The organism is Duncaniella freteri, from assembly GCF_004766125.1.
Classification (GTDB): Bacteria; Bacteroidota; Bacteroidia; order Bacteroidales; family Muribaculaceae; genus Duncaniella; species Duncaniella freteri.
This window is the reverse complement of record NZ_SJSA01000001.1, coordinates 1,342,146-1,361,259: the sequence shown is the minus strand read 5'-3', so window position 1 is coordinate 1,361,259 and position 19,114 is coordinate 1,342,146. Positions and strand designations below refer to the sequence as shown.

Sequence of the window (19,114 nt, the reverse complement as noted above, 5' to 3'; positions counted from 1 at the left end):
GTGCCCCCGCCGATTGCGACAAGTATCGTAAGAAAGTTCTCCTGTTCTCCTGTCTTTAATATAGCTCTACGGAGCTGTGGTCCGAAGTCCTATTGCCTTAATCTGTATGAACTATATATATCTATGGTTATATGTTCTAAAAGTCTTAGAAGCTGTAGCTTACGCCGATGGATGGGATGAAGGCGTGGAGCTTGTAGTCGGCTGTGAATTTGTTGGTGGTGGGGATGTTGAATTTTGTTGCTATCCCTGCCACCTGCTCAGGTGTCATGCCGGCAGCCATGAGTTTTCCGAGGAATGCTTTTCCCATGAGGTCGGGTGATTCGCATGATGCGCCCTTGATGCCTGTGCCTGCCACGTACATGAAACCTAAGTCGATGGAGAGCTGCGGGACGGGACGGAATGAGAGTCCGAGTGTGGGTTCGATCTTGGTCATGCCGGGGGTCTCGGGGTTGTAGTAGTTTTTGTCGACCGGTGATGTGTCGACCATGAGTCCGGCACGGAGGTCGAAGCGTTCGGTGAGGGCGTACTGCGCTCCGAGTGAGAAGCACCATGAGTTCTTATAGTGCTTGGGGATGTACTGGTTGAGCCCTTTCTGGACGAGCTGTTCGTCAAGAAATTCGACATCGAGGCTCTTGTAGGCATGCCAGCCTGTGAGACGTGCGTCGAAGGCGAGTGTGAGACGGTCGACGGGCTTGTAGGATGCGCCGAGCGAGAGCACCCAGGGGCATGGCATCTGTGCCTTGAAGTTGGCGTTGTTGATGAGGTCGATGGTCTCGCCTGTGAGTGTCTGGGCGAGTTCGTTGGCATAGGATACGTGTGCTTCGCCTGCCTTGACTTTCATATCCATCTTTGAGCGGAAGGATGCTCCGAAGGTGAGGCGGTCGTTGACGTTGTACATTGCTCCGATGTTGAAGCCTACGGCTATCCGGGTCTTGCCGTTGAGATTGACGGATGCGGGGGTGGTGCTTCCGAAGCTTCCTACTGATGCGGGGAGCTGCCCGAGTGTCTTCATGGCGTTTATCACGTTGTCGGCGGTGGAGGCTGAGACGAGTCCTTTGTTGAGGTCGACGGTTGCCCATGTCACCATTGCTCCGAGTCCGATGGAGAATTTATCGTTGATTGCCCATGCGAGTGTGGGCTGTATGGTGAATGCCTTGAGCGATACGTTCTGATTGAGCACTGAGCCGGGCCAGTTGTCGGTCCAGTTGATTGATGAACCGTAGGGGGTGTAGAATGCTATGCCTCCTTTGAGGTTGGGGTATATGCTGAAGGCTGCGTTGACGCTGATGGGGGTGGAGACGCCGTTGTCGGTCTCATATTCTTTGCCGTCGACTGTGGCTGTGGCTGTGGGCATTATGCCTGTGAATGAGCCTGTGAGATCGAGAGTCTTGTCCATATATGCCATTCCGGCGGGGTTGAAGTACATGTTCTCGGCTCCGAGCTTTAGGGCTACTCCTGTGTGTCCCATTCCGATCTGCTTGGTTGAGAGGGAGTTGATCTGATAGCCTTCTGCCATTGCTGTGCCTGCCATGAGGATGGTGGCGACGGCGGATAAGAGGATTTTTTTCATATAAGGTTGAATAATGATGGTGGTGCGCGCTCTGTCTCAGAGGCTTACCTTTTGTTAAAAAACGTGGCAAAGGTAAGGGTATAATGTGTGGCAAACAAGCTATTAAAGTTTTTTTAACGCAATTTTCCGTCAATATGTCTTGAAAATTGGTCAATTTCACTGAGAATTCGAGACAGGAGGAATAGAGGGTTTGTGAAGAAAAGACTGGAGAACTGGAGAACTTTTTGGACCAGAGGACCAGAGACGTGAAGTTTTTTATAGTCATGAGGAGTGGCTATAAATAAGGTTTGACGGTAGCGGCGGGGGCACGCCCCCGCCCTACGGTTATCGGAAGGATGAGGGGGAGGGGTTGAGGTTGGGAGTGGGATTGTGTATGTGGGGTTGGAATGGGTGAAGTGGGATTTGGGATTGTGAGGTGGGGGATTTTTGCTAATTTTGTGGTCGGAAGTTTATTTTTTATCTTTATTTTTTAATCCTTAAATCGTTTTTTATGTACAGCGATCCTAAGGAGTGTCTTTATTGTACTGACAATGAGACTCTTCATAATCTGATGATCCATATTGCGGATCTGAGTGTGTCACGCGCTTTCCTTTTTAAGGAGCAGACTTACCGCGGCCGTTGCCTGGTGGCTTATAACGGTCATGTAAATGATCTTAATGAGCTTGACGATGATCAGCGTAATGCTTTTATGGCTGATGTCGCCCGGGTGACCCGCGCTATGCAGAGGGTGTTCAATCCTGAGAAGATTAATTATGGTGCCTACAGCGATAAGTTGTCGCATTTGCATTTCCATCTTGCGCCGAAGTATGTGGATGGCCCGGATTATGGCGGGACGTTCAGAATGAATCCGGGTGAGGTGTTTCTCTCGGAGTGTGAGTATGAGGAGATGATTAATGCTATCAGAGAGGTGCTCTGAGAATTTTTAGACCAAAGGAACAGAGTGTTTGTGTGTCGAGACAGGAGAACTGGAGGACTTTATGGTATTTGTCGCAGGCGGCGGGGGCACGCCTCCGCCCTACCGATGATGGTTGAGCCTGCTGTACTGCTGTACTGTTTTCCTGTCTTTAGATTATAATTCCTCCTGTCTTTCTTTGTCCCTCCGGGACTTTGGTCTGAATTAAATATTTCGCCCTATAACCATCAGGTGATGGTTATAGGGCGAATGTGTTGTGTTGTTCTGTCTTTTGAGATGGTCCTATAGTGCCTGAGGGGCTATAGGAGCATATGGACGCAGTATGGTTTATTTGCGGAAGTAACGGTTGAAGAGTCCTTCAAAGCCGCGTCCGTGACGTGCTTCGTCCTTTGCCATTTCGTGTACGGTGTCGTGGATGGCGTCGAGGTTGAGCTGTTTTGCGCGGGCTGCAATGCGCATCTTGTCGGCACATGCTCCAGACTCGGCGTTCATGCGCTTTTCAAGGTTGGTCTTGGTGTCCCATACAACGTCGCCGAGGAGTTCGGCGAAACGTGATGCGTGGTCGGCTTCCTCAAGTGCGTAGCGGCGGAATGCTTCGGCGATTTCGGGATAGCCTTCACGGTCGGCCTGACGTGACATTGCGAGGTACATGCCTACTTCGGTGCATTCGCCTGCGAAGTGGGCATTGAGGTCCTTCTTCATTTCGTCGTCGGTGTCCTTGGCTACGCCGATCACGTGCTCGGTCACGAAGCTGAGTGCTTCGTTTTCTTTGAGCTCTTCAAATTTGGATGCGGGAACGCCGCAGAGGAGGCATTTTTCGGGTGCTGCATCTCCTTCATGTATGTAGCCACAAACAGTGCAAATGAATTTCTTTTTCATAGTGTTTTCTTGTTATATTGAGTTATTGAGTTATCAAGTTGACTATATCTGTTGCAACTTTTTCATATGCAAAGATAGTATTAATGCGGGCTGATTGCAAGTGCGGATAAGCTTTTTTAATAAAATTTGGCGAAGTTTCTTTCAACCTGTCGGGCGATGCTGACGTTGTTTTTTCAAACGGACATCGGTTGTGCGAGATGCACTTGAGGTGTGTCCATTATGCAATACTAACAAATTAATACTCAACTATTATGGATTTGAAGAATGAAAAGATAGCAAAATGTGCGGGAGAGGTGTCGGCTAAGGCGGCACAGGTGAGCGCGAAGGCGGCTGAGGTCGCTGCCAAGGCTGAAATCAAGGCTAATAAGGAGGCTGCCGCGGAGAAAGTTGCTGAGGCTAAGGAGGCGGCTGCAGAGAAGCTTGCCGACGCTAAGGATTCAATGGTTCATGCCAAGGAGGCTGCGGCTGAGAAGGTGGCTGAAGCCAAGGAGGCGGCTGCGGAGAAGGTGGCGGAGGCTAAAGAGGCTGCTGCAGAGAAGCTTGCCGATGTGCAGAGCACTGTGGCATCGACTGTGGCTGATGCTAAGGAGTCGCTGTCGGCTTCAGCTAAGGAGGCTAAGGAGAAGGCTCAGCCGTTTATCGATAAGGCTAAAGGTGCTGCGGCTAATGCGCTGGGGTCTCTTGCTGATGTGGCTGAGAAATTGGCCGAGAAGCTTAAGTAAGACCAGTAAATAAAGACAGGAGAACAGGAGGGATTTTTTCGGTATCGTCGCTGGCGGTGGGGGCACGCCCCCACCCTACGATTCCATGATAGTTCTCCTGTTCTCCTGTCTTTGTCTTTGATTATATCTACTTCTTTGATTATTTGACTTTGGGACCTTTTGGCCTCTGGTCCTATGGTCTAAATTATGGTCCTATGGTCTATGAATCGGGCTGTGGGTTATTTGAGGGAGCGGAGGAGGGGGAGGATCTGGGATGAGGAGGGACGCGGGGCGTTGTAGGTGTGGAGGTTGCCCTGGGGATCGTAGATGAGGAAGTGGGGGATGCCGCGGATATTGAGCTTGCGGTTGAGGTCGCCGGTTGTGTCGATGAGCTGGTTGCCGTGCATCGAGAGCTGCTGCATCTTTTTGAGCCATGGAGCCGTGGATGAGTCACAGGAGATGGATACGAAGATGACATTGGAGTCGCTGAGCTCTTTTTCGAGTTTCTGAAGGAAGGGGACTTCCTTGCAGCATGGACCGCACCATGATGCCCAAAGGTCGACGTAAACGTATTTGCCACGGAAGGATGAGAAGTCGACTGTGTTGCCGTCCCGGTCAAGGAGTGTTATTCCCGATGGGAAGGGGAGTCCGGGGACGGTGGCGCGACGCGCACGGAAGCCGGCGAGATATTTGGCGGGGAGAGAGTATCTGTCGGTGAGAGCAGCCAGGCGTGCCTCGCCTGACTCGAAGTCGTTCTTATAGTCGAAGGAGCTCAGGAATGATTCTATGAGCATTGGGGTGACGTTGTCCTTTATAGCCTGGGTGCGGTAGCCTGAATGGAGTGACTCAAGGCGTTCTTCGAGGCTTTTTCCTGGGAGTGTCGACACTACGGCTCCCATGGCTGAGGGGAATCCTGCCGCCATAGGGGTGTCAAGGATTGCAGCCGGAGGGGGAAGGATGTCGGATACGGAGAAGGTGACCTGCTTGTCGGCGCGTGAGCGCATGTAGAGAGCCATGCTATAGGAGTCGGATGCGAGGGTGTATGCCCACAGGCGTATGAACTCCTGAGCGGGTGCAGGGAGCTTGGCTGCGGAAATGACGGCATCGGCATCGGCGGAGAAGCCCCGGAGATTGTCGCGGAGCTCGTCGCCGGTCATTTCGACGGATTTATTGCCAATGAGGCGTGAACGGCTGACGAAACGGCTGTTGGCATCAGCAAGAGCCGAATTGACAGGCCCGGCGAGGGAGGTGGACACAACAAAGTCGCCGGCATCGACATTGACCTTGACAGGAGCCGTGAAGCTTGAGGCATCGAGGCTCACAGGAATGGATGTCTGATATTGGGGGGTGTAGCAATAGAGATAGTAGAGCCCTGAGGGGGATGCGGGTATCTCACCGGTGCGCTGAGTGCCTGAGCGGGCGAGCGTGACCGATGAGGCGGGGTTGTAGTCCTCTGCGGGTCGCAGGGTGATGTTGATGTCTTCACTTCCGGGATTGCCGGAAAGATCGAATGTCACTGACAGGTTGCCGGCTGTAGAGGATATGCCTGACAAGAGGAGCAGAATAAGAGGGAGGATCGATTTCATATTACTTGAATTATGTGAAAAATGGATTTGAATAACTGGTCATTGCCGGAAAAGAGAAGGAAAAATGCAGAGATGAGGATGCACAACATATCTTGACACATCCTCATCTCCTGTTCATCAATAAAGCAACATCAAATATTGCTATACGGTGGACATCTCCTCCCGGATTACTTGTTCACGGTCTGAACAATGGGATTGTTACCAGGATTCTGCAGGACTTTTGCAGGATACGGGAAGATCCACATATGCGATTCGGGACGGAGGGTATAAGTCACCCCATCGATGGTCTTGGTGAGGGTGCGGGTGTAGATGCCCTCCTTGTTGAGACGGCGATAGTCGCAGAAGGGGATCTGGGTCTGTATAAACTCGTTAGCCTTGTCGTCGATGATCTTGTTGATCGCCTCAGTCTTGTCGGCTGCCTGGAGAGGGGTATAGTATTCCGGGAGGAAACGAGTGCGGCGCACCTTGTTGACGGATTCCATAGCCTCGCTGATCTTACCGTCGCGAGCCTGGCATTCGGCAAGGATGTAGTACATCTCGGCAGCACGTATGCCACCGTAGTTGGGTTCGTTGGCATACAGACCGCGGTAGTATTCTATGCCTGCGGCTGTCTTGTAATAACGCCACTTGCCGATGAGGCGAATGTCGCCCGGCTCAAAGCGTGCGGCGCGTTCGAGTGAGAGGGTGAGTGAACCGCTGCTTATGCCTGCCCAATATCCGGAGCTTGAAGCGTGATACACATAGTTCTCAGGGTTGTCGATCTCGGGATTGACAGATGTGGCGACATTGAACGTAGAGGTGTCCTCGATGCGTTCCTTATCATCATTGTAGAACTTCACCCAGTCATAGAGATTGCCGTTCTCCTTGATAGCGTCGGAAGCTGCCTTGCCGGCATCGGCATATCTGCCCATCGACAGATAGACGCGTGCGAGCATTCCGTAGCCAGCCGCCTTGGTGGGGTGCACGATGGTCTCGCCACGGTCGGGAAGATCAGGAATGGCAGCGAGGAGGTCGGAGACCATGAAGTCGTAGAGCTGCTGTAGGGTCGCCTGGGGGGAAGGAGCCTCGACGGAAGCGGATGTAACAAGGGGGACTGAGAGGGTGTTGAGGGTCGCCTCGCAATACTGGTCGGCATGATAGTTGGCGATATAATGGTAGGTCATGGCACGGAGCACACGAGCCTGAGCCACGAGCATGCGGCGTTGCTGGTCGGTGGCCTGGGTGGCATTCATGCCCTCCTCGATGATAAGGTTCCAGTAGAACATCATCTCGTAGGCACTGTAGAAAGCCATGTAGTCGCCGGTGTTGATGGCTGTGCGGTCCACATCTTCGAGGAAGAGGTAGTTCGCTCTTGTGAGCTCGCTGCTGTTGAGCGCGCTCGGGGAGCGGAAATAATCGCCCATAAGGAAGAGTATCTGCTCGTTCTCGAAATAGGAGAGGTTCTTATTGCGCATAAAGGCGTTGTAATCCTCCCATGTCTGAGGGATCTTCTCCCCTTTAGGTATCTCGTTAAGGAAGTCGTTACATGATGTAGCGAAGAGTCCTGACACCACCAGGGCGGCATTTATGAATTTCTTATATATATGTTTCATTGTCAAAGTCGATTGGATATATCAGATTAGAAACCGAGATTGAGTCCCCACACGAAGTTGGGGTTCTGCTTACCGTCAAGCAGATAGTGGGCTTTGCTGTCCATGGCTATGGTGGCAAGGTTCTCGACAGCGAAGCGGAACTTCACCTGCTTGAGCTGAGCCTTGCGGCATATTGCCGAGGGGAGCATGTAGGAGGCTCCGATGTTGCGGATGCGGATGTTGGAGGCATCGTATATGAAGAGGTCGGAGTTACGGTAGTTGAAGGCACGGTATGTGTTGTAACTGCCGGTGTCGTTGGAGAAGAGCAGGCGCGGCACATCGGTGTAAGCCTCGTCGCCGGGCTGCTTCCAGGCGTTCATGATGTCCTTGTGGGTGGATGTGATGCGCCCTGAGGTCATGGATATCGCCGGAGTGACATTGTCGCGAACCTTGTGTCCGAAATCGAAAGTGATGAGCGCGGAGAACTCAAAGTCCTTCCACCGCACCACATTGTTGAATGATCCGCTGTGGACCGGCACTGTGGTGCCTGCGTACACGATTGCATCGGCGTCCTGTACCTGACCGGTGGTGATATTGCCGTCGGCATCGTAGATCTGCGGCTCTCCCTCGGGGCTAAGCCCTGCGTAGCGGTAAGCGTAGAGAGCGTTGTAGGGGTTGCCTACAGTGGGATACGAGAGGGGGAGGGTGAGGCGGGAATCGTAGGCTGACGGCTCAAGGCTGATATGCTTGACGCGGTTGCGGTTGTAGGCGTAGAGGAGGGTTGATGTCCACACGAGATCAGCCTTGCGGATGATCTGTCCGGAGAGGTTGAGCTCCAGACCGCTGTTGTCGATGGCACCGTTGTTGGTGGTGAGTGTGGCATAGCCGAATCCCTGTGTGGGGGAGCCGTTGATAATCGCGAGAAGGTCGGTACTCTTCTTGTGGTAGTACTCAAGAGAACCCCACAGGCGGTTGCGCAGCAGGTCGAAGTCGACACCGACATTTATGGTGCGTGTCTTTTCCCATCGTATATCCTTGTTTGGCGGAGCGAGGACGGCACCGGTGTTGCCGAGGTTGCCGGGATAGTACTGCGCAGTCATGTAGGGAGCAGTGTTGCGCCCGATGTTACCGCCGATACCGTAGGATGCACGGAGCTGGAGGTTGTTGATCCAGTTGACTTCACGGAGGAAGTTCTCGCGGTTCATGTTCCAGCTCGCACCTACCGACCAGATAGGCTTGTTCTGGAATTTGGAGCTTGTGCCCCAAAGGTTGGAGCGGTCCCAACGGAGGCTTCCGGTGACGTTGTACTTGTCGTCAAGCGAATAGGAGGCGTTACCGTAGAAGGATACGAAGCGGTTGGATATCTCGCGCAAGGACTCGTAGTTCTTCAGCGAGAAGTTCTGCATGCCGAGCAGAGAGGAGAAGTAGTAGCCCAGGGTCTGCTGGTCGTAGGGCTGCCAGGAGAGCAGTTCGGGGTCGTATCCGAAGTAGGTGTTGTCGGAATATGTGATACGGCTGTCACGGAGCTCCTGGCCTACGAAGACGAGGAGGTTGTGACGGTCGGCGAAACGGCGATTGAAGTTGAGCTGCTGACGGAAGTTGTAGCCACGCTTCTTCATGGATGTCTTGTACATTATGTCGCCTTCGGGAAGGTTGTACTTCAAGTTGCCGTAGGGGTCCTTGGTCACGAAATTGTTGAGGAGTGAAACGACATTGTAGCTGTTTCGGTCCTGGAGGTATTCGGTGTCGTTGCTGGAGGTCTCGTACTGGAACTGGACAGAGTAGTTGAGCCAGGAGGTGAAATCGATGCGGAGCTTGGCAAAAGCGCGGGTGTCGAGGGTCTTGCCCTTGGAACGTCCGTAGGCAAGCTCGCTCATGGGCACGAGGTCCTCACGGACCATGCCGTTCTGCTCGATGACCTCGCGTCTGGCCTGATCTTTCTGGAGGGGTGCGCTGATGTATGATCCGTCGGCAGCCACAAGTCCGTCGTAAGGGAGGAACGAGTAGCCGGGGTTAAAGAGGTCATAGTTCTGAAAGTCCTGACGGCCGTAATTGATGTAGGCACCGACATCGGCTGTGAGCCATTTGGTGACCTTCATCTGGTCGGTGATGTTTATGCCGAGGGAGTGGTCGCCGTCGTTGATGTCCTCATTGTTGTGTTTCCAGAATGTCGCTGACGCGCTGAAACTGTTGCGCTCCGACGACTGTGCGACACGGAGGTTGTACTGCTGATGGAAGGGGTTGCGCTTGCCGTACTCCTTCGCCTGGTCGTAGTAGCGGTATCCGAGAGCCGAGAGAGCGTCAAGGCGCGCATTGCCCTCGCTCATGGATATAGCTCCGGAGTACATGTCGATCAGCGTGCTCACACCGAGGCTTGGATGGCTGTTGAGACGGAGGTCGTCGCCGACCTTAGCCGCACTCTCGCCTCCGGCAAGAAGCTCGGGGTACTGCGCCGCCCATGCGCGCTCAATGGCTATGACATCGGCAGAGTTGGTGAGATTGTCGTTGTAGCGGGAATACTTCCGGGCGGTGAATGTGGATGAGAAGCTTACCTCGGGCTTGCCCTCGGCGGCTTTCTTGGTGGTGATCACGATCACGCCATTGGCTGCACGCGCACCATAGATTGAGGCTGCGGCGGCATCCTTAAGGACGGTCACCGACTCGATGTCCTCGGGGTTGAGGTCGGGCATGGCTTCGGTGGTGCGCCCTATGCGGTCGATGGATGTGTTCTCCACTGGGAATCCGTCAATCACAACGAGGGGATTGGAGATTGCGTTCATGGTGGTGACACCACGTATCTTTCCGTCAACGAAACCCACGATGCTGCCTTCGAGCATGGACTCAAGATTGTCCATGCGGCGCAGCTCAAGGGCGTCAGCGGAGATCTTCTGGAACGCTCCTGTGGACTGAGCCTTGGATATGGTGGCGTAGCCTGTGACCATCACCTCATCGAGCATGTTGTTATCGTTGTCGAGCACGACATTATAACCAGCTGCCCCCCAATCCTTTACCGTGACTTTGTGAGGTTTCTTGCCGATGTAGGAGAATTGCAGGACACTCCCTACCGGAACGGTGATGGAGTATTCGCCATCGATATTAGTGGCGACACCGTTCTTGGTGCCTTCCTGAAGGACGCTTACGCCGATAAGCGGCTCTTCGTCAGCGTCGGTAACGATTCCGTGAACAGTCACGCCATCAACAGCCAAAGCTGTCTGCGGCATGAAAGCAAAGGAGACAAGCAAAAATGCGAGGCATAGCAAACGGCTGACATTATGAGCCTGAATGCCATTGAATTGTCTGGAATTTTGCATACTTAAAATGTAGGTTACTATTGTGGATGGATACTATAATCAGCCTCCGGAAAATCGCCGGATGACAGATCACACTCTTTATTGTATACTTTTTTGCACTATACAAAGGTACAATTTTTTTGGTTACCCACAATATCGGGGACCGGCATAATTCACTTTATTGACACCTATTTAATTATATTTAAGATGTGGAGTGGTTGCGGATGCCGTAAATTATCAATAAGTTACAGGCGGGACAGAAGGAGGCTAAAAAGATGTGCGGCAATCTGCGTCGCGGGGGATCAAAACGACCGGAGAGCCGCCTCGCTCAGCCCTGACAACGCCAAACGGCAGTCAGGACCGAGAGAGACGGCTCTCCAATAGAGTATTTTTTTCAGATGCCTCTGCGACGCGGTGCCGCAGGGGATAGAGAGGGGGATCAGTTGGCGATACGCGGCTTGTACATTATGTTGGTGATGCGGTCGGCGCAGTTGAGGTGTTGAGCCTTGGGCGCGGGGTTGGGGTTGTCGGTGCGCACATCAGCCATGTTGTAGATGTATACGCTGCCACGTCCGGAGGACTTGTTGACTGTCGCAACCAGAAGGTCCTCGGCTGTCACCTGGCTGCCCTGACGTGTCTGGCTTATGCCCATATAGGTGACCTCCTCATCGGAAGAGAAGCGCAGACAGCTCTCATTGACCGAGGGGAAGGTGAACGACTCGCCGTTCTTGAGCATTACATACACGCAGTTGCCGTTATAGTAATATGTGCGGTGGTACATATCGGAGGGCACCACATAGGAGTCGGCGGCGGGGATGGCTGTGGAAGCATCGCTCGGGATCTCTCCGTGGCACTCCAGGACCTGACCTACGGAGTAGGCACCAAAGCCGGATATACCGGTGGCGAAGAGCCTGCCGTCGGACTTGTTGCGGCTGATGATGTAGCAGGGATAGGTATTGGTATACGGACCTGGGATGCCTTCGCCGCGGAATGCCACGATCATCTCCTCGTTCTGCAATACAGGGAGGTTGTTCTTGTCGCGCAGGTCGGCAGAGCTTACCCAGAATGATTCCCATGTAGCCATGTCGAGAGCCTTGGAATGCAGAGACAGGGGCTCGCGCTTAATGAAATAGTTGTCGGTTGTCTGGTTTAAACCTGCCATATATGTGTTGCTCGATATGAAGTCGAAGTCGTAGGTCTTCCAGTTGCTGTCCTCTTTGCCAAACATGTATTTGCTGTCCATCATGACATGCTTCTTAGCCGAGGAGCTCCAAGCCACCGGGCTTGTGCCGTCAAGGATAAGCCTGTCGGCCTTGAATCCGGGGGTGACATCATCAAAATCAATTGTTGAGACCACGACAAATGTGTTGGGGTTCAGGAAAAGTCCGCGGCTTTCGGTGCATATCATGAGACGGTTGACCTCCACGGTGGTAGAGCCGTTCCAGTCGTGCCATGTTATCATCTGCGCTCCAACCAGAGGCTCAGAGCCGACGTTGTCGTTGACGCGCTGGAGACAGTTCTCCATCACGGTCACCGGGATACCTTCCTCGATCTCCTCACGAGTGGGGTCCTTTATGAACACGAGATTGCCGACACCATCCTTGTTGGAGAGCACCATGAAGCCTTGCTCAAAGGTGCGGTTGATGCTCAGCTCGTAGTCCTGCACAAGACCTACCACACCGTCGGACACGACGAGGTGGGCATAATAACGCCCGCCTGCAGGGAACTGGTAACGGAAGGTCTTTTCATTGGACACAAACTCCATGGGGCCTTTCACGCCATTGTCGTATGACCCCAGGCTCCACTCGTAGGAGAGCTCTCCGGAGCCATTGTACTTTATGTCGGGCGTGAGCTCACACTCCGCGCCATAGCTGAAGTTGTAGACCGGCATCTCGGCATCGCCAGGGACCTCGACAGATAGAGCTGGGAGCGGGGAGCCTCCATAGGTGGAGTCATCGTCGATGCATGAGACGAGCCCCATAGAAAGCATGGCGACACAGAAGGCCGGGAATATTGATTGAGTTTTCATTTTGGTCATCTTTTAAGTTTCACACATTAGTGATTAGAAAAGAGGGGATTTCTGCCATGAGATATCAGGATTCTCATTATACATAGGTATAAGCACATAGTTCCTGAGGAAAGGCTCGTACATAGCCATGGGTCCCTGCATGTTGCTCGCCTTGACGAAATATTCGCCGTATTTCTCGATCATTTCATTGAATATGCTTATATCCGCCTTGGGTGCTTTGTCATAGAAATAATGGAAGAACAGCTGTGCGTTCTCGAAGGAGTAGACAGGGAGGCAGCTGTAGGTGGTCCACCAGTCGGGCCTTACCTCGACACGGAAGTCGGAATAGGTGATGGTCATTGAATTCTCGCCAACCGACTTGAGGTCGTCGTTCTCGGCGATGGTGAGCACAAGAGTCTTCTCTTCCTGGCGTATCCCGGGGTCCTTGTCGCGGAGGAGGTTGACATGCACAGTTCCGCTTACGGCGTTGGCAGGGATGGTGTTGCCGGTGATGGTGTAGTTGACACCTTCGGTCATCGTGGTACCCTCGGCTACCGGGACAACGTTAATGGTGCGGTCGTGGTCCTTTGGCACGCCCATAAGAGTGACAGGGATATCCACGGTGTAGACTGTGGCGATGTCATATCCGAAATTATAGGACACTTCGTCGACAAGCTCGTCATTGGCATTGCGATACTCGAAGAAAACGGAGTCCTTCTGAGTGGTGTCGTAGAGCTTGTAGTCGTCCTCGGTGCATCCCATGAAAGCGAGAGCCAGAGGGGCACACAGGGCTATATTCTTAATGGTAATAAGTTTCATACTTCACGGGGGGATTATTGATTGTTGTTTGCCTCGGGACGGTACTCCATCTCTTCCTCGGGAATGGGGAGGACGTATATGTCATCATTAGCCGGGATGGTGCGGCTCTCGGCATTGGAGAGGATGTCGCGGTTGAGACGCTTCATGTTGAACCAGTGGAGTCCTTCGCAGAATGTCTCTTTGCGGTATTCGTTGAATATACGTTCAGAGGTGAGTGTCTGTCCGGCGATCAGCGGAGACAGGCCGCGCGAGCGGATCTCGTCGTTGAAGTATTTCAACGCCATGTCGTAGTTGGTGGATAGCAATGCGTCAGCCGCTATGAGATAGAGCTCTGAAACGTTGATGAGGCTTATGCCTGAAATGAGCTCGGGGCGGGTGGAGACATTGTTGTTCTCGATGGTGGGATAGTCGACCATCTTGAGGCATTTTGCGAGTGAAGACTCGACACGGAAATGGTTCTTGCGGAAATCCTGCTCGGTGCCTGCGAGATCGAGGGCGTAGAGCGCGCTCCAGGGCATGAGGTAGTTGGTGCCGCCGCTGTTGTCGTAGGCGATATAAGAGACGTAGGACTGCCATGTGTAGAGGTAGGTGGAGGACCATTCAAGGTACTGCTGGGAGTACAGGCCGAAGATTGTCTCCTTGGGTGAGAGGACACCGGCTATACGGTTCTGGACCTCGGTGACATCGACGAGCGGGAAGAGGTTGCTGTTTATGACCTTCTCGGCGTATTCGGCTGCCTTGGCGTTGTTGCCCATGTACCAGTATACGCGTGCGAGGAGAGCCTGGACGGCGTAGTAATTGATATGGGACTCGCGCCAGCGGCAGAAACGCTCGTACTGTCCGTTGTCGCGGGGGTATGCCATTGTCTCCATGTCCTTGAGGAGCCCTTCGGCCTCGGTGAGATCGCCGATTATGAAGTCGAGGCACTCCCCTACGGTAGAGAACGGCTTGACAGAGAAGTTGAAGGTCTTGACATAGGGGATGCCGCGCTTGGACCGGTCGACCGGAGCGAAGAGACGGAGGAGGTCGAAGTGCATCATGGCGCGCACTCCGAGCATCTCGGCGCGGTAAGCCTTATAGAGCGGGAACTCGGCGGGGTCCTTCTTGTCAAGGTTCTGAAGGACGTTGTTGGCATATCCGATGGTCTCGTAGCCTTTGGACCACATTTTGGAGAAGCGTGCCTTGAGGTCCTTGTTGTCGGTGTACTTGTAGCGTGCGAGATTGTGCGTGTCGGTGGCGTCGCAACGGAGGTTCTGACCGAGGATCTCCGGGATGCCCCACACCATATCCATGCCATAGAGAGCCTTGTCGGTCATTGATCCGTAGACACCGTATATGGCATCTTCGAAGCCTTTGGCAGTCTCGAACTGATCGTTCTCCACCTTCTCGCCTTTGGGCCGCACATCGAGGAAGTCGTTGCACGCCGTTGTGGCAAGGGCGAGGAGGGAAAGGAGTGTCAAATATATCTTTTTCATTTGTATATTAATCAAAATGTTGATGAGAGATTTAGAATGTCAGGCTGAGCGAGAGGTTGACACTGCGGCTGAAGGGGTAGTCGGTGCCGCGCTCATACTTGGCGGAGGTGATGCGGAACAGGTCCTCGGCACCTGCGCTGACATACATACGCTGCAATCCGATAGGCTTGATGAATGTCTCGGGGACATTGTACTGAAGGGTCACGGCAGAGAGCCAGAGCTCGTTGTCCTTCTCGACGAAACGGTCGGAGTACTGGAACTCCTTGCCGCCGTTGGCAGAGATGGCGAGGTAGGGCACCACGTCGCCCGGGTGCTTCCAACGTTCGGTGAAGGCGCGTACATCGACATTGTTCTGGGGGTTGATATTCTCGACCTTCGCCATACGGGTGGAGTTGTACATGTCGCCACCGAAACGGTAGGAGAAGTTGAGGTTGAGCGAGAGGTTGCGGTACTGTAGAAGCGATGACAAGGTGCCCTGGAGCTTGGGGTTGGTGTCGCCGCATGCCATCTGGTCGGCGGGGTCATACTCGTAGGTGTATGTGCCGTCCTTCTTTATGAATATCTCCTTGCCGGAAGCGGGGTCGATGCCGGCAGAGCGCACAGCGTAGATGGCTGTGGGGGACTCGTTCTCACGGAATTGGAGGCGCGGTGCCACCTCATCCTGGAACTGGCCGTTAAGCTCGTTCTTGCGCTTTAGGGCGTCGGATATCTCCTTGATGGTGGTCTTGGAGTGGAGACCGTTGAGGGATACGCTCCACATCCAGTCGCGGTTCTGGATGATCTTTCCCCAGAGGGAGAACTCCAGACCCTTGCTGTCCTGGCTTCCGAAATTGTTCTTCACGGATGTGGCACCCGATGAGGGCGGGAGGGAGACGTCGATGAGCATGTCGTCGGTCTTCTCGGTGTAGTAGTCAAAGTTGAGGTTGAAACGGTCGCCGAAGAATGATGAAGTGAGACCTACGTTGAACTTCTTGGTGGTCTGCCATGTGAGGTCGGGGTTAGCCATACCCATAGGCACGGAGCCGACTCCCGCATAGTGGAGATAATTGATGGAGTAGAAGTAGGTGGATATCGCCTGGTAGGAGTCGAACTTGACGCTGCCGGTGTAGCCGTAGCTGCCACGCAGACGCAGCATGTCGACAAATCCGAGGTCCCTGATAAAGTTCTCGTTGTGGAGGTTGTAGCCTGCGCCCACTGACCAGAAGGGGGCAGTGCGCTTATCGGCACCGAACTTGGAGGAGCCTGACAGACGGTAGCTACCGTCGACCACGTAGCGGTTCTTCCAAATGAAGTTGGCGGCAGCGAAGCCTCCGACACTTGTTGCAAGATCCTCGCCACCGTAGGGGAGCTGGGATGTGGAGTAGGTAGAGGCATAGGATATGTCGGCAAGCTCGTCGGAGAGGAACCCGCTACCGGTGAGGTAGCTGCTTGTTGACTTCTGACGCTTCAGCTCCCAGCCGAGGTTGAGGGTGAACATGGTGCCGTCCTTGTCGAAGTTGTGTATCCAGTTGCCCACAACCTTGGCGCTCCAATTGTCAGTGCCGAGGTTGCCGAGGGTATATGAGCCCCTGGAGGTGAGGGGTGCGTCAGCGGTGAACGCATTGGAGTCAGGAGACTTGAAGGCGTCGCTTGTGCCCTTGGATGTAGAATATGTGCCCTGGGCGGTGACGTAGAGGTTGGGCTTGAAGTTGTAACGCACGTCGAGCGATACATTCTGTGTGCGGGTGTTGGTCTTGCTGAAGCTGCTGAGCGAAGCCTCGTAGAGAGGGTTGTTCTTATTGTATGACAGGCTCTTGCTGAAATTGCCATGATCATCATAGGGGGAGTCGTAGGGGTTGGCGGCTATATAGTCGGAGAACGACCCGTACTTGGAGTTGTTGGTGGTGAGGGATGTGTGGTCGGCACGGAGGGTAACAATAAGCTTGTCGCGCACACGATAGCTGAGGTACATGTTAAGACCGTAACGGTCGCGTCCGTCATCCTTCATGACGCCGTTGACGTCGGAGTAATCGGCGGTGAAATTGTAGTCGAGGCTTGATCCGCGACCTGACACAGAGAGGGAGTGGGTGTGGGAGAAGCTGTTGCGTACCGGCTTGGATATCCAGTCGATGTCGCGTCCGCCGCTTATGAGGGCGAGCTTATCATAATAGCTCTGGTCGAGCGAACCAGACTCGCTGTCGTAGAGACCTGCCATGCGCTCAAGCTCAAGCTTCTGGGAAGCGTCGCAGAGGTCATAGCTGGAGAGGTCGGCAAAGCTCATCTTGGGGGTGAATGTGTAACGCACGCGCACAGGTGCCTGCGACACACGCTTGCGCTCGATGATGATGACACCGTTGGCGGCGTTCTCGCCATAGAGGGCGGTAGCGGAAGCGTCCTTCAGGATGTCGACACGCTCGATGTCCTGGATGTTCATGTCGTAGAGAGCCTGAAGATTGCTCTCCACGCCATCGATCACGATGAGTGGTGAGTTGAGCCCCACTTCATTGCCTGTGGCGAGCGATGTGGTGCTGCGGATCACGAGGTCAGGGATAGTGTTAGGGTTGGAGCCCATAGCATTGTTCTGCGTGATGTTGAGACCTGCGTCGAGGGTGCTGAGGGCCGACAGGATGTTGGTAGCCGACACGCTCAGGAGCTCGTCGCCCGAGAGTGACTTGGCAGCACCGGTGTAGGTGTTGCGATGGCGCGTGAAGTAGCCGTTGACCACCACTTCCTGCATCTTTTCGGCACTCTCCTTCATCACAACTTCCATGGACCTGCCATGCACCGGAGCGAGCTCCTGGGGGGCATATCCGATGTATGAGAACCGCAGCACGGCTCCGTCGGGGACTTTGACTGAGAACTCGCCATCAAGGTTGGTGGCGGCACCGGTGATCATCTTGCTGCCTTTCATTACGGCGACAGTCACGCCAGGCATAGGGAGGTGTTCCGCCTCATCGACGACAACACCATGGACATTTCCACCGCTATTGGTGTCCTGGGCATATGCGTTGCCTGCCGATGTGAGCAGGACCACTGTGCATACGGCAACGAGGCTTACCAACCGGAGGAGATCTGGCAGATAGTTTCTAAATGATTTCATTGCGCTGTGTTAAAATGTATAAATAATGATTGATATTGTGTCAGTATGTTACTTTTGCACTCAAAAAACCACACGTTATGAATTAATTCCGGACACCAAAAATATATAAATAATCCACCACTTGCAAGGGAGTGGGGAGCGAGACGGTTTTTAACATTTGTTTTTTATTACAATAAGTAATTTACATTTGTTTGATTTGAAGAGATTTAAGCATTAAAAATCACCCCCCCCCACATTAACTTTATTTAACCATAGTTAACACATCCGAAATCCGACATAGACTACGGCACGCAACCACAGCCATGCCAAAGCCATCCCAGCCGAGGCTTGCCCCCCACATGCATGATAAAGGGCGGAGCAATGCGCCATGACACAGCATCACGGACAAGGGAGCGGGGCTGGCAGGATTTTATTTGGCGGAGGGAGATATTTTGATTAATTTTGCGATATGGATAACTTAAAGGCTTGGTGTCGCCGCTATCTCTCGTTCACGCTGCTGGCTGCGCTGGTGGTGCTTGCGGTGGTGCTGTTTTTCAACGAGAACTCCCTGGTGCATACCATCGACCAGGAACAGAGGATAAGCGAGCTTAAGGCTCAGATAGAGGACGCGACGGACACGCTTGAGTATTACCGCGATCTCAACAACTCCCTGCGTCACGACCGGGAGACCATGGAGCGCATAGTGCGCGAGCAGCACCATATGCAGCATCCCGACGAGGATGTGTACATATTCCGCTAACGAGACGGAGGAATGACGCCGGGAAGCCTTCTTACAACAACATATCGACCGATGCTATGACAAATTTTTCAAAAGCCGATTTAGCCGGGGTGCTGAGCATCGCCGGACTCATAATAGTATTAGTGGCAGCCGGGCTGCCGTTCGCACATGTGGCACGCGAGACTGTGGCATACTCCTACTCAGCCGGGGCTGCCGCCCTGCTTGCCGGACGCCTACTCTCCCCTACCCCTGCGGGAGCGTCGGTGAGGCTGCGCCGACTGGTGAGAATGGAGGTGTGGACCGCACTGATATTCGTTGCGGGAGCCGTGTTCCTGTTCCTTCCCCAAGCCGGTGGCAACGACTGGATAGCGTTCACCCTCGCCGGAGGAGTGCTGACAGTGTACACATCCATCATGAAAGGCTCGAAAGGTGTAAGTGAAAGGCAAAAAGGTAAAAAAAGGTGAAATTTGCTGAAAATTCACAAGTTATTACTACTTTTGCAAGC

13 protein-coding genes are annotated in these 19,114 nt (G+C 53.5%); 4 read left to right on the top strand and 9 right to left on the bottom strand.

Features of this window, described 5'->3' with window-relative positions; translation table 11 throughout:
* Nucleotides 1–145: 145 nt before the first annotated feature.
* Nucleotides 146–1,570: an OmpP1/FadL family transporter gene (locus tag EZ315_RS05750; RefSeq protein WP_135471237.1), complete on the bottom strand. Its 1,425-nt coding sequence runs from the start codon at nucleotides 1,568–1,570 to the stop codon at nucleotides 146–148.
* Nucleotides 1,571–2,060: 490 nt separating this feature from the next.
* Between EZ315_RS05750 and EZ315_RS05745 the strand changes: the two genes are divergently transcribed.
* Nucleotides 2,061–2,486, top strand: a complete 426-nt coding sequence (locus EZ315_RS05745) for an HIT family protein (RefSeq protein WP_135471236.1) — start codon at nucleotides 2,061–2,063, stop codon at nucleotides 2,484–2,486.
* Nucleotides 2,487–2,810: 324 nt separating this feature from the next.
* On the opposite strand, the gene EZ315_RS05740 is transcribed toward EZ315_RS05745, so the two are convergent.
* Nucleotides 2,811–3,362: an NADH peroxidase gene (locus tag EZ315_RS05740; RefSeq protein WP_135471235.1), complete on the bottom strand. Its 552-nt coding sequence runs from the start codon at nucleotides 3,360–3,362 to the stop codon at nucleotides 2,811–2,813.
* Nucleotides 3,363–3,613: 251 nt separating this feature from the next.
* Here EZ315_RS05740 and EZ315_RS05735 point away from each other — a divergent pair, with 251 nt between their 5' ends.
* Nucleotides 3,614–4,084, top strand: coding sequence for a hypothetical protein (locus EZ315_RS05735; protein WP_135471234.1), 471 nt, complete (start codon nucleotides 3,614–3,616; stop codon nucleotides 4,082–4,084).
* A 218-nt stretch (nucleotides 4,085–4,302) separates the two neighbouring features.
* On the opposite strand, the gene EZ315_RS05730 is transcribed toward EZ315_RS05735, so the two are convergent.
* The 7 genes from EZ315_RS05730 to EZ315_RS05700 form a co-directional block, all read right to left on the bottom strand.
* Nucleotides 4,303–5,649 (bottom strand): TlpA family protein disulfide reductase, encoded by a 1,347-nt coding sequence (locus EZ315_RS05730; RefSeq protein WP_135471233.1) that lies wholly within the window; start codon nucleotides 5,647–5,649, stop codon nucleotides 4,303–4,305.
* Between the two features lie 167 nt (nucleotides 5,650–5,816).
* A complete protein-coding gene (locus EZ315_RS05725) occupies nucleotides 5,817–7,241 on the bottom strand; it encodes a RagB/SusD family nutrient uptake outer membrane protein (RefSeq protein ID WP_135471232.1) in 1,425 nt (474 codons plus the stop codon).
* Nucleotides 7,242–7,267: 26 nt separating this feature from the next.
* Nucleotides 7,268–10,531 carry a SusC/RagA family TonB-linked outer membrane protein gene (locus tag EZ315_RS05720; RefSeq protein ID WP_135471231.1) on the bottom strand — a complete coding sequence of 1,088 codons (3,264 nt, stop codon included), beginning with the start codon at nucleotides 10,529–10,531 and terminating at the stop codon, nucleotides 7,268–7,270.
* A 418-nt stretch (nucleotides 10,532–10,949) separates the two neighbouring features.
* Nucleotides 10,950–12,539, bottom strand: a complete 1,590-nt coding sequence (locus tag EZ315_RS05715; RefSeq protein WP_135471230.1) for a hypothetical protein — start codon at nucleotides 12,537–12,539, stop codon at nucleotides 10,950–10,952.
* A 33-nt stretch (nucleotides 12,540–12,572) separates the two neighbouring features.
* On the bottom strand, nucleotides 12,573–13,337 hold the full coding sequence (locus tag EZ315_RS05710) for a DUF4843 domain-containing protein (protein WP_135471229.1): 765 nt from the start codon (nucleotides 13,335–13,337) through the stop codon (nucleotides 12,573–12,575).
* Between the two features lie 14 nt (nucleotides 13,338–13,351).
* The gene (locus EZ315_RS05705) at nucleotides 13,352–14,812 is read right to left on the bottom strand and encodes a RagB/SusD family nutrient uptake outer membrane protein (RefSeq protein ID WP_160654458.1); all 1,461 of its coding nucleotides are present in this window, start codon (nucleotides 14,810–14,812) and stop codon (nucleotides 13,352–13,354) included.
* A 31-nt stretch (nucleotides 14,813–14,843) separates the two neighbouring features.
* Nucleotides 14,844–17,891 (bottom strand): SusC/RagA family TonB-linked outer membrane protein, encoded by a 3,048-nt coding sequence (locus EZ315_RS05700; protein ID WP_135471228.1) that lies wholly within the window; start codon nucleotides 17,889–17,891, stop codon nucleotides 14,844–14,846.
* 448 nt (nucleotides 17,892–18,339) lie between these two features.
* Between EZ315_RS05700 and EZ315_RS05695 the strand changes: the two genes are divergently transcribed.
* A complete protein-coding gene (locus EZ315_RS05695; protein ID WP_135471227.1) occupies nucleotides 18,340–18,630 on the top strand; it encodes an FtsB family cell division protein in 291 nt (96 codons plus the stop codon).
* Nucleotides 18,631–18,686: 56 nt separating this feature from the next.
* On the top strand, nucleotides 18,687–19,073 hold the full coding sequence (locus EZ315_RS05690) for a hypothetical protein (RefSeq protein ID WP_135471226.1): 387 nt from the start codon (nucleotides 18,687–18,689) through the stop codon (nucleotides 19,071–19,073).
* Nucleotides 19,074–19,114: the final 41 nt, after the last annotated feature.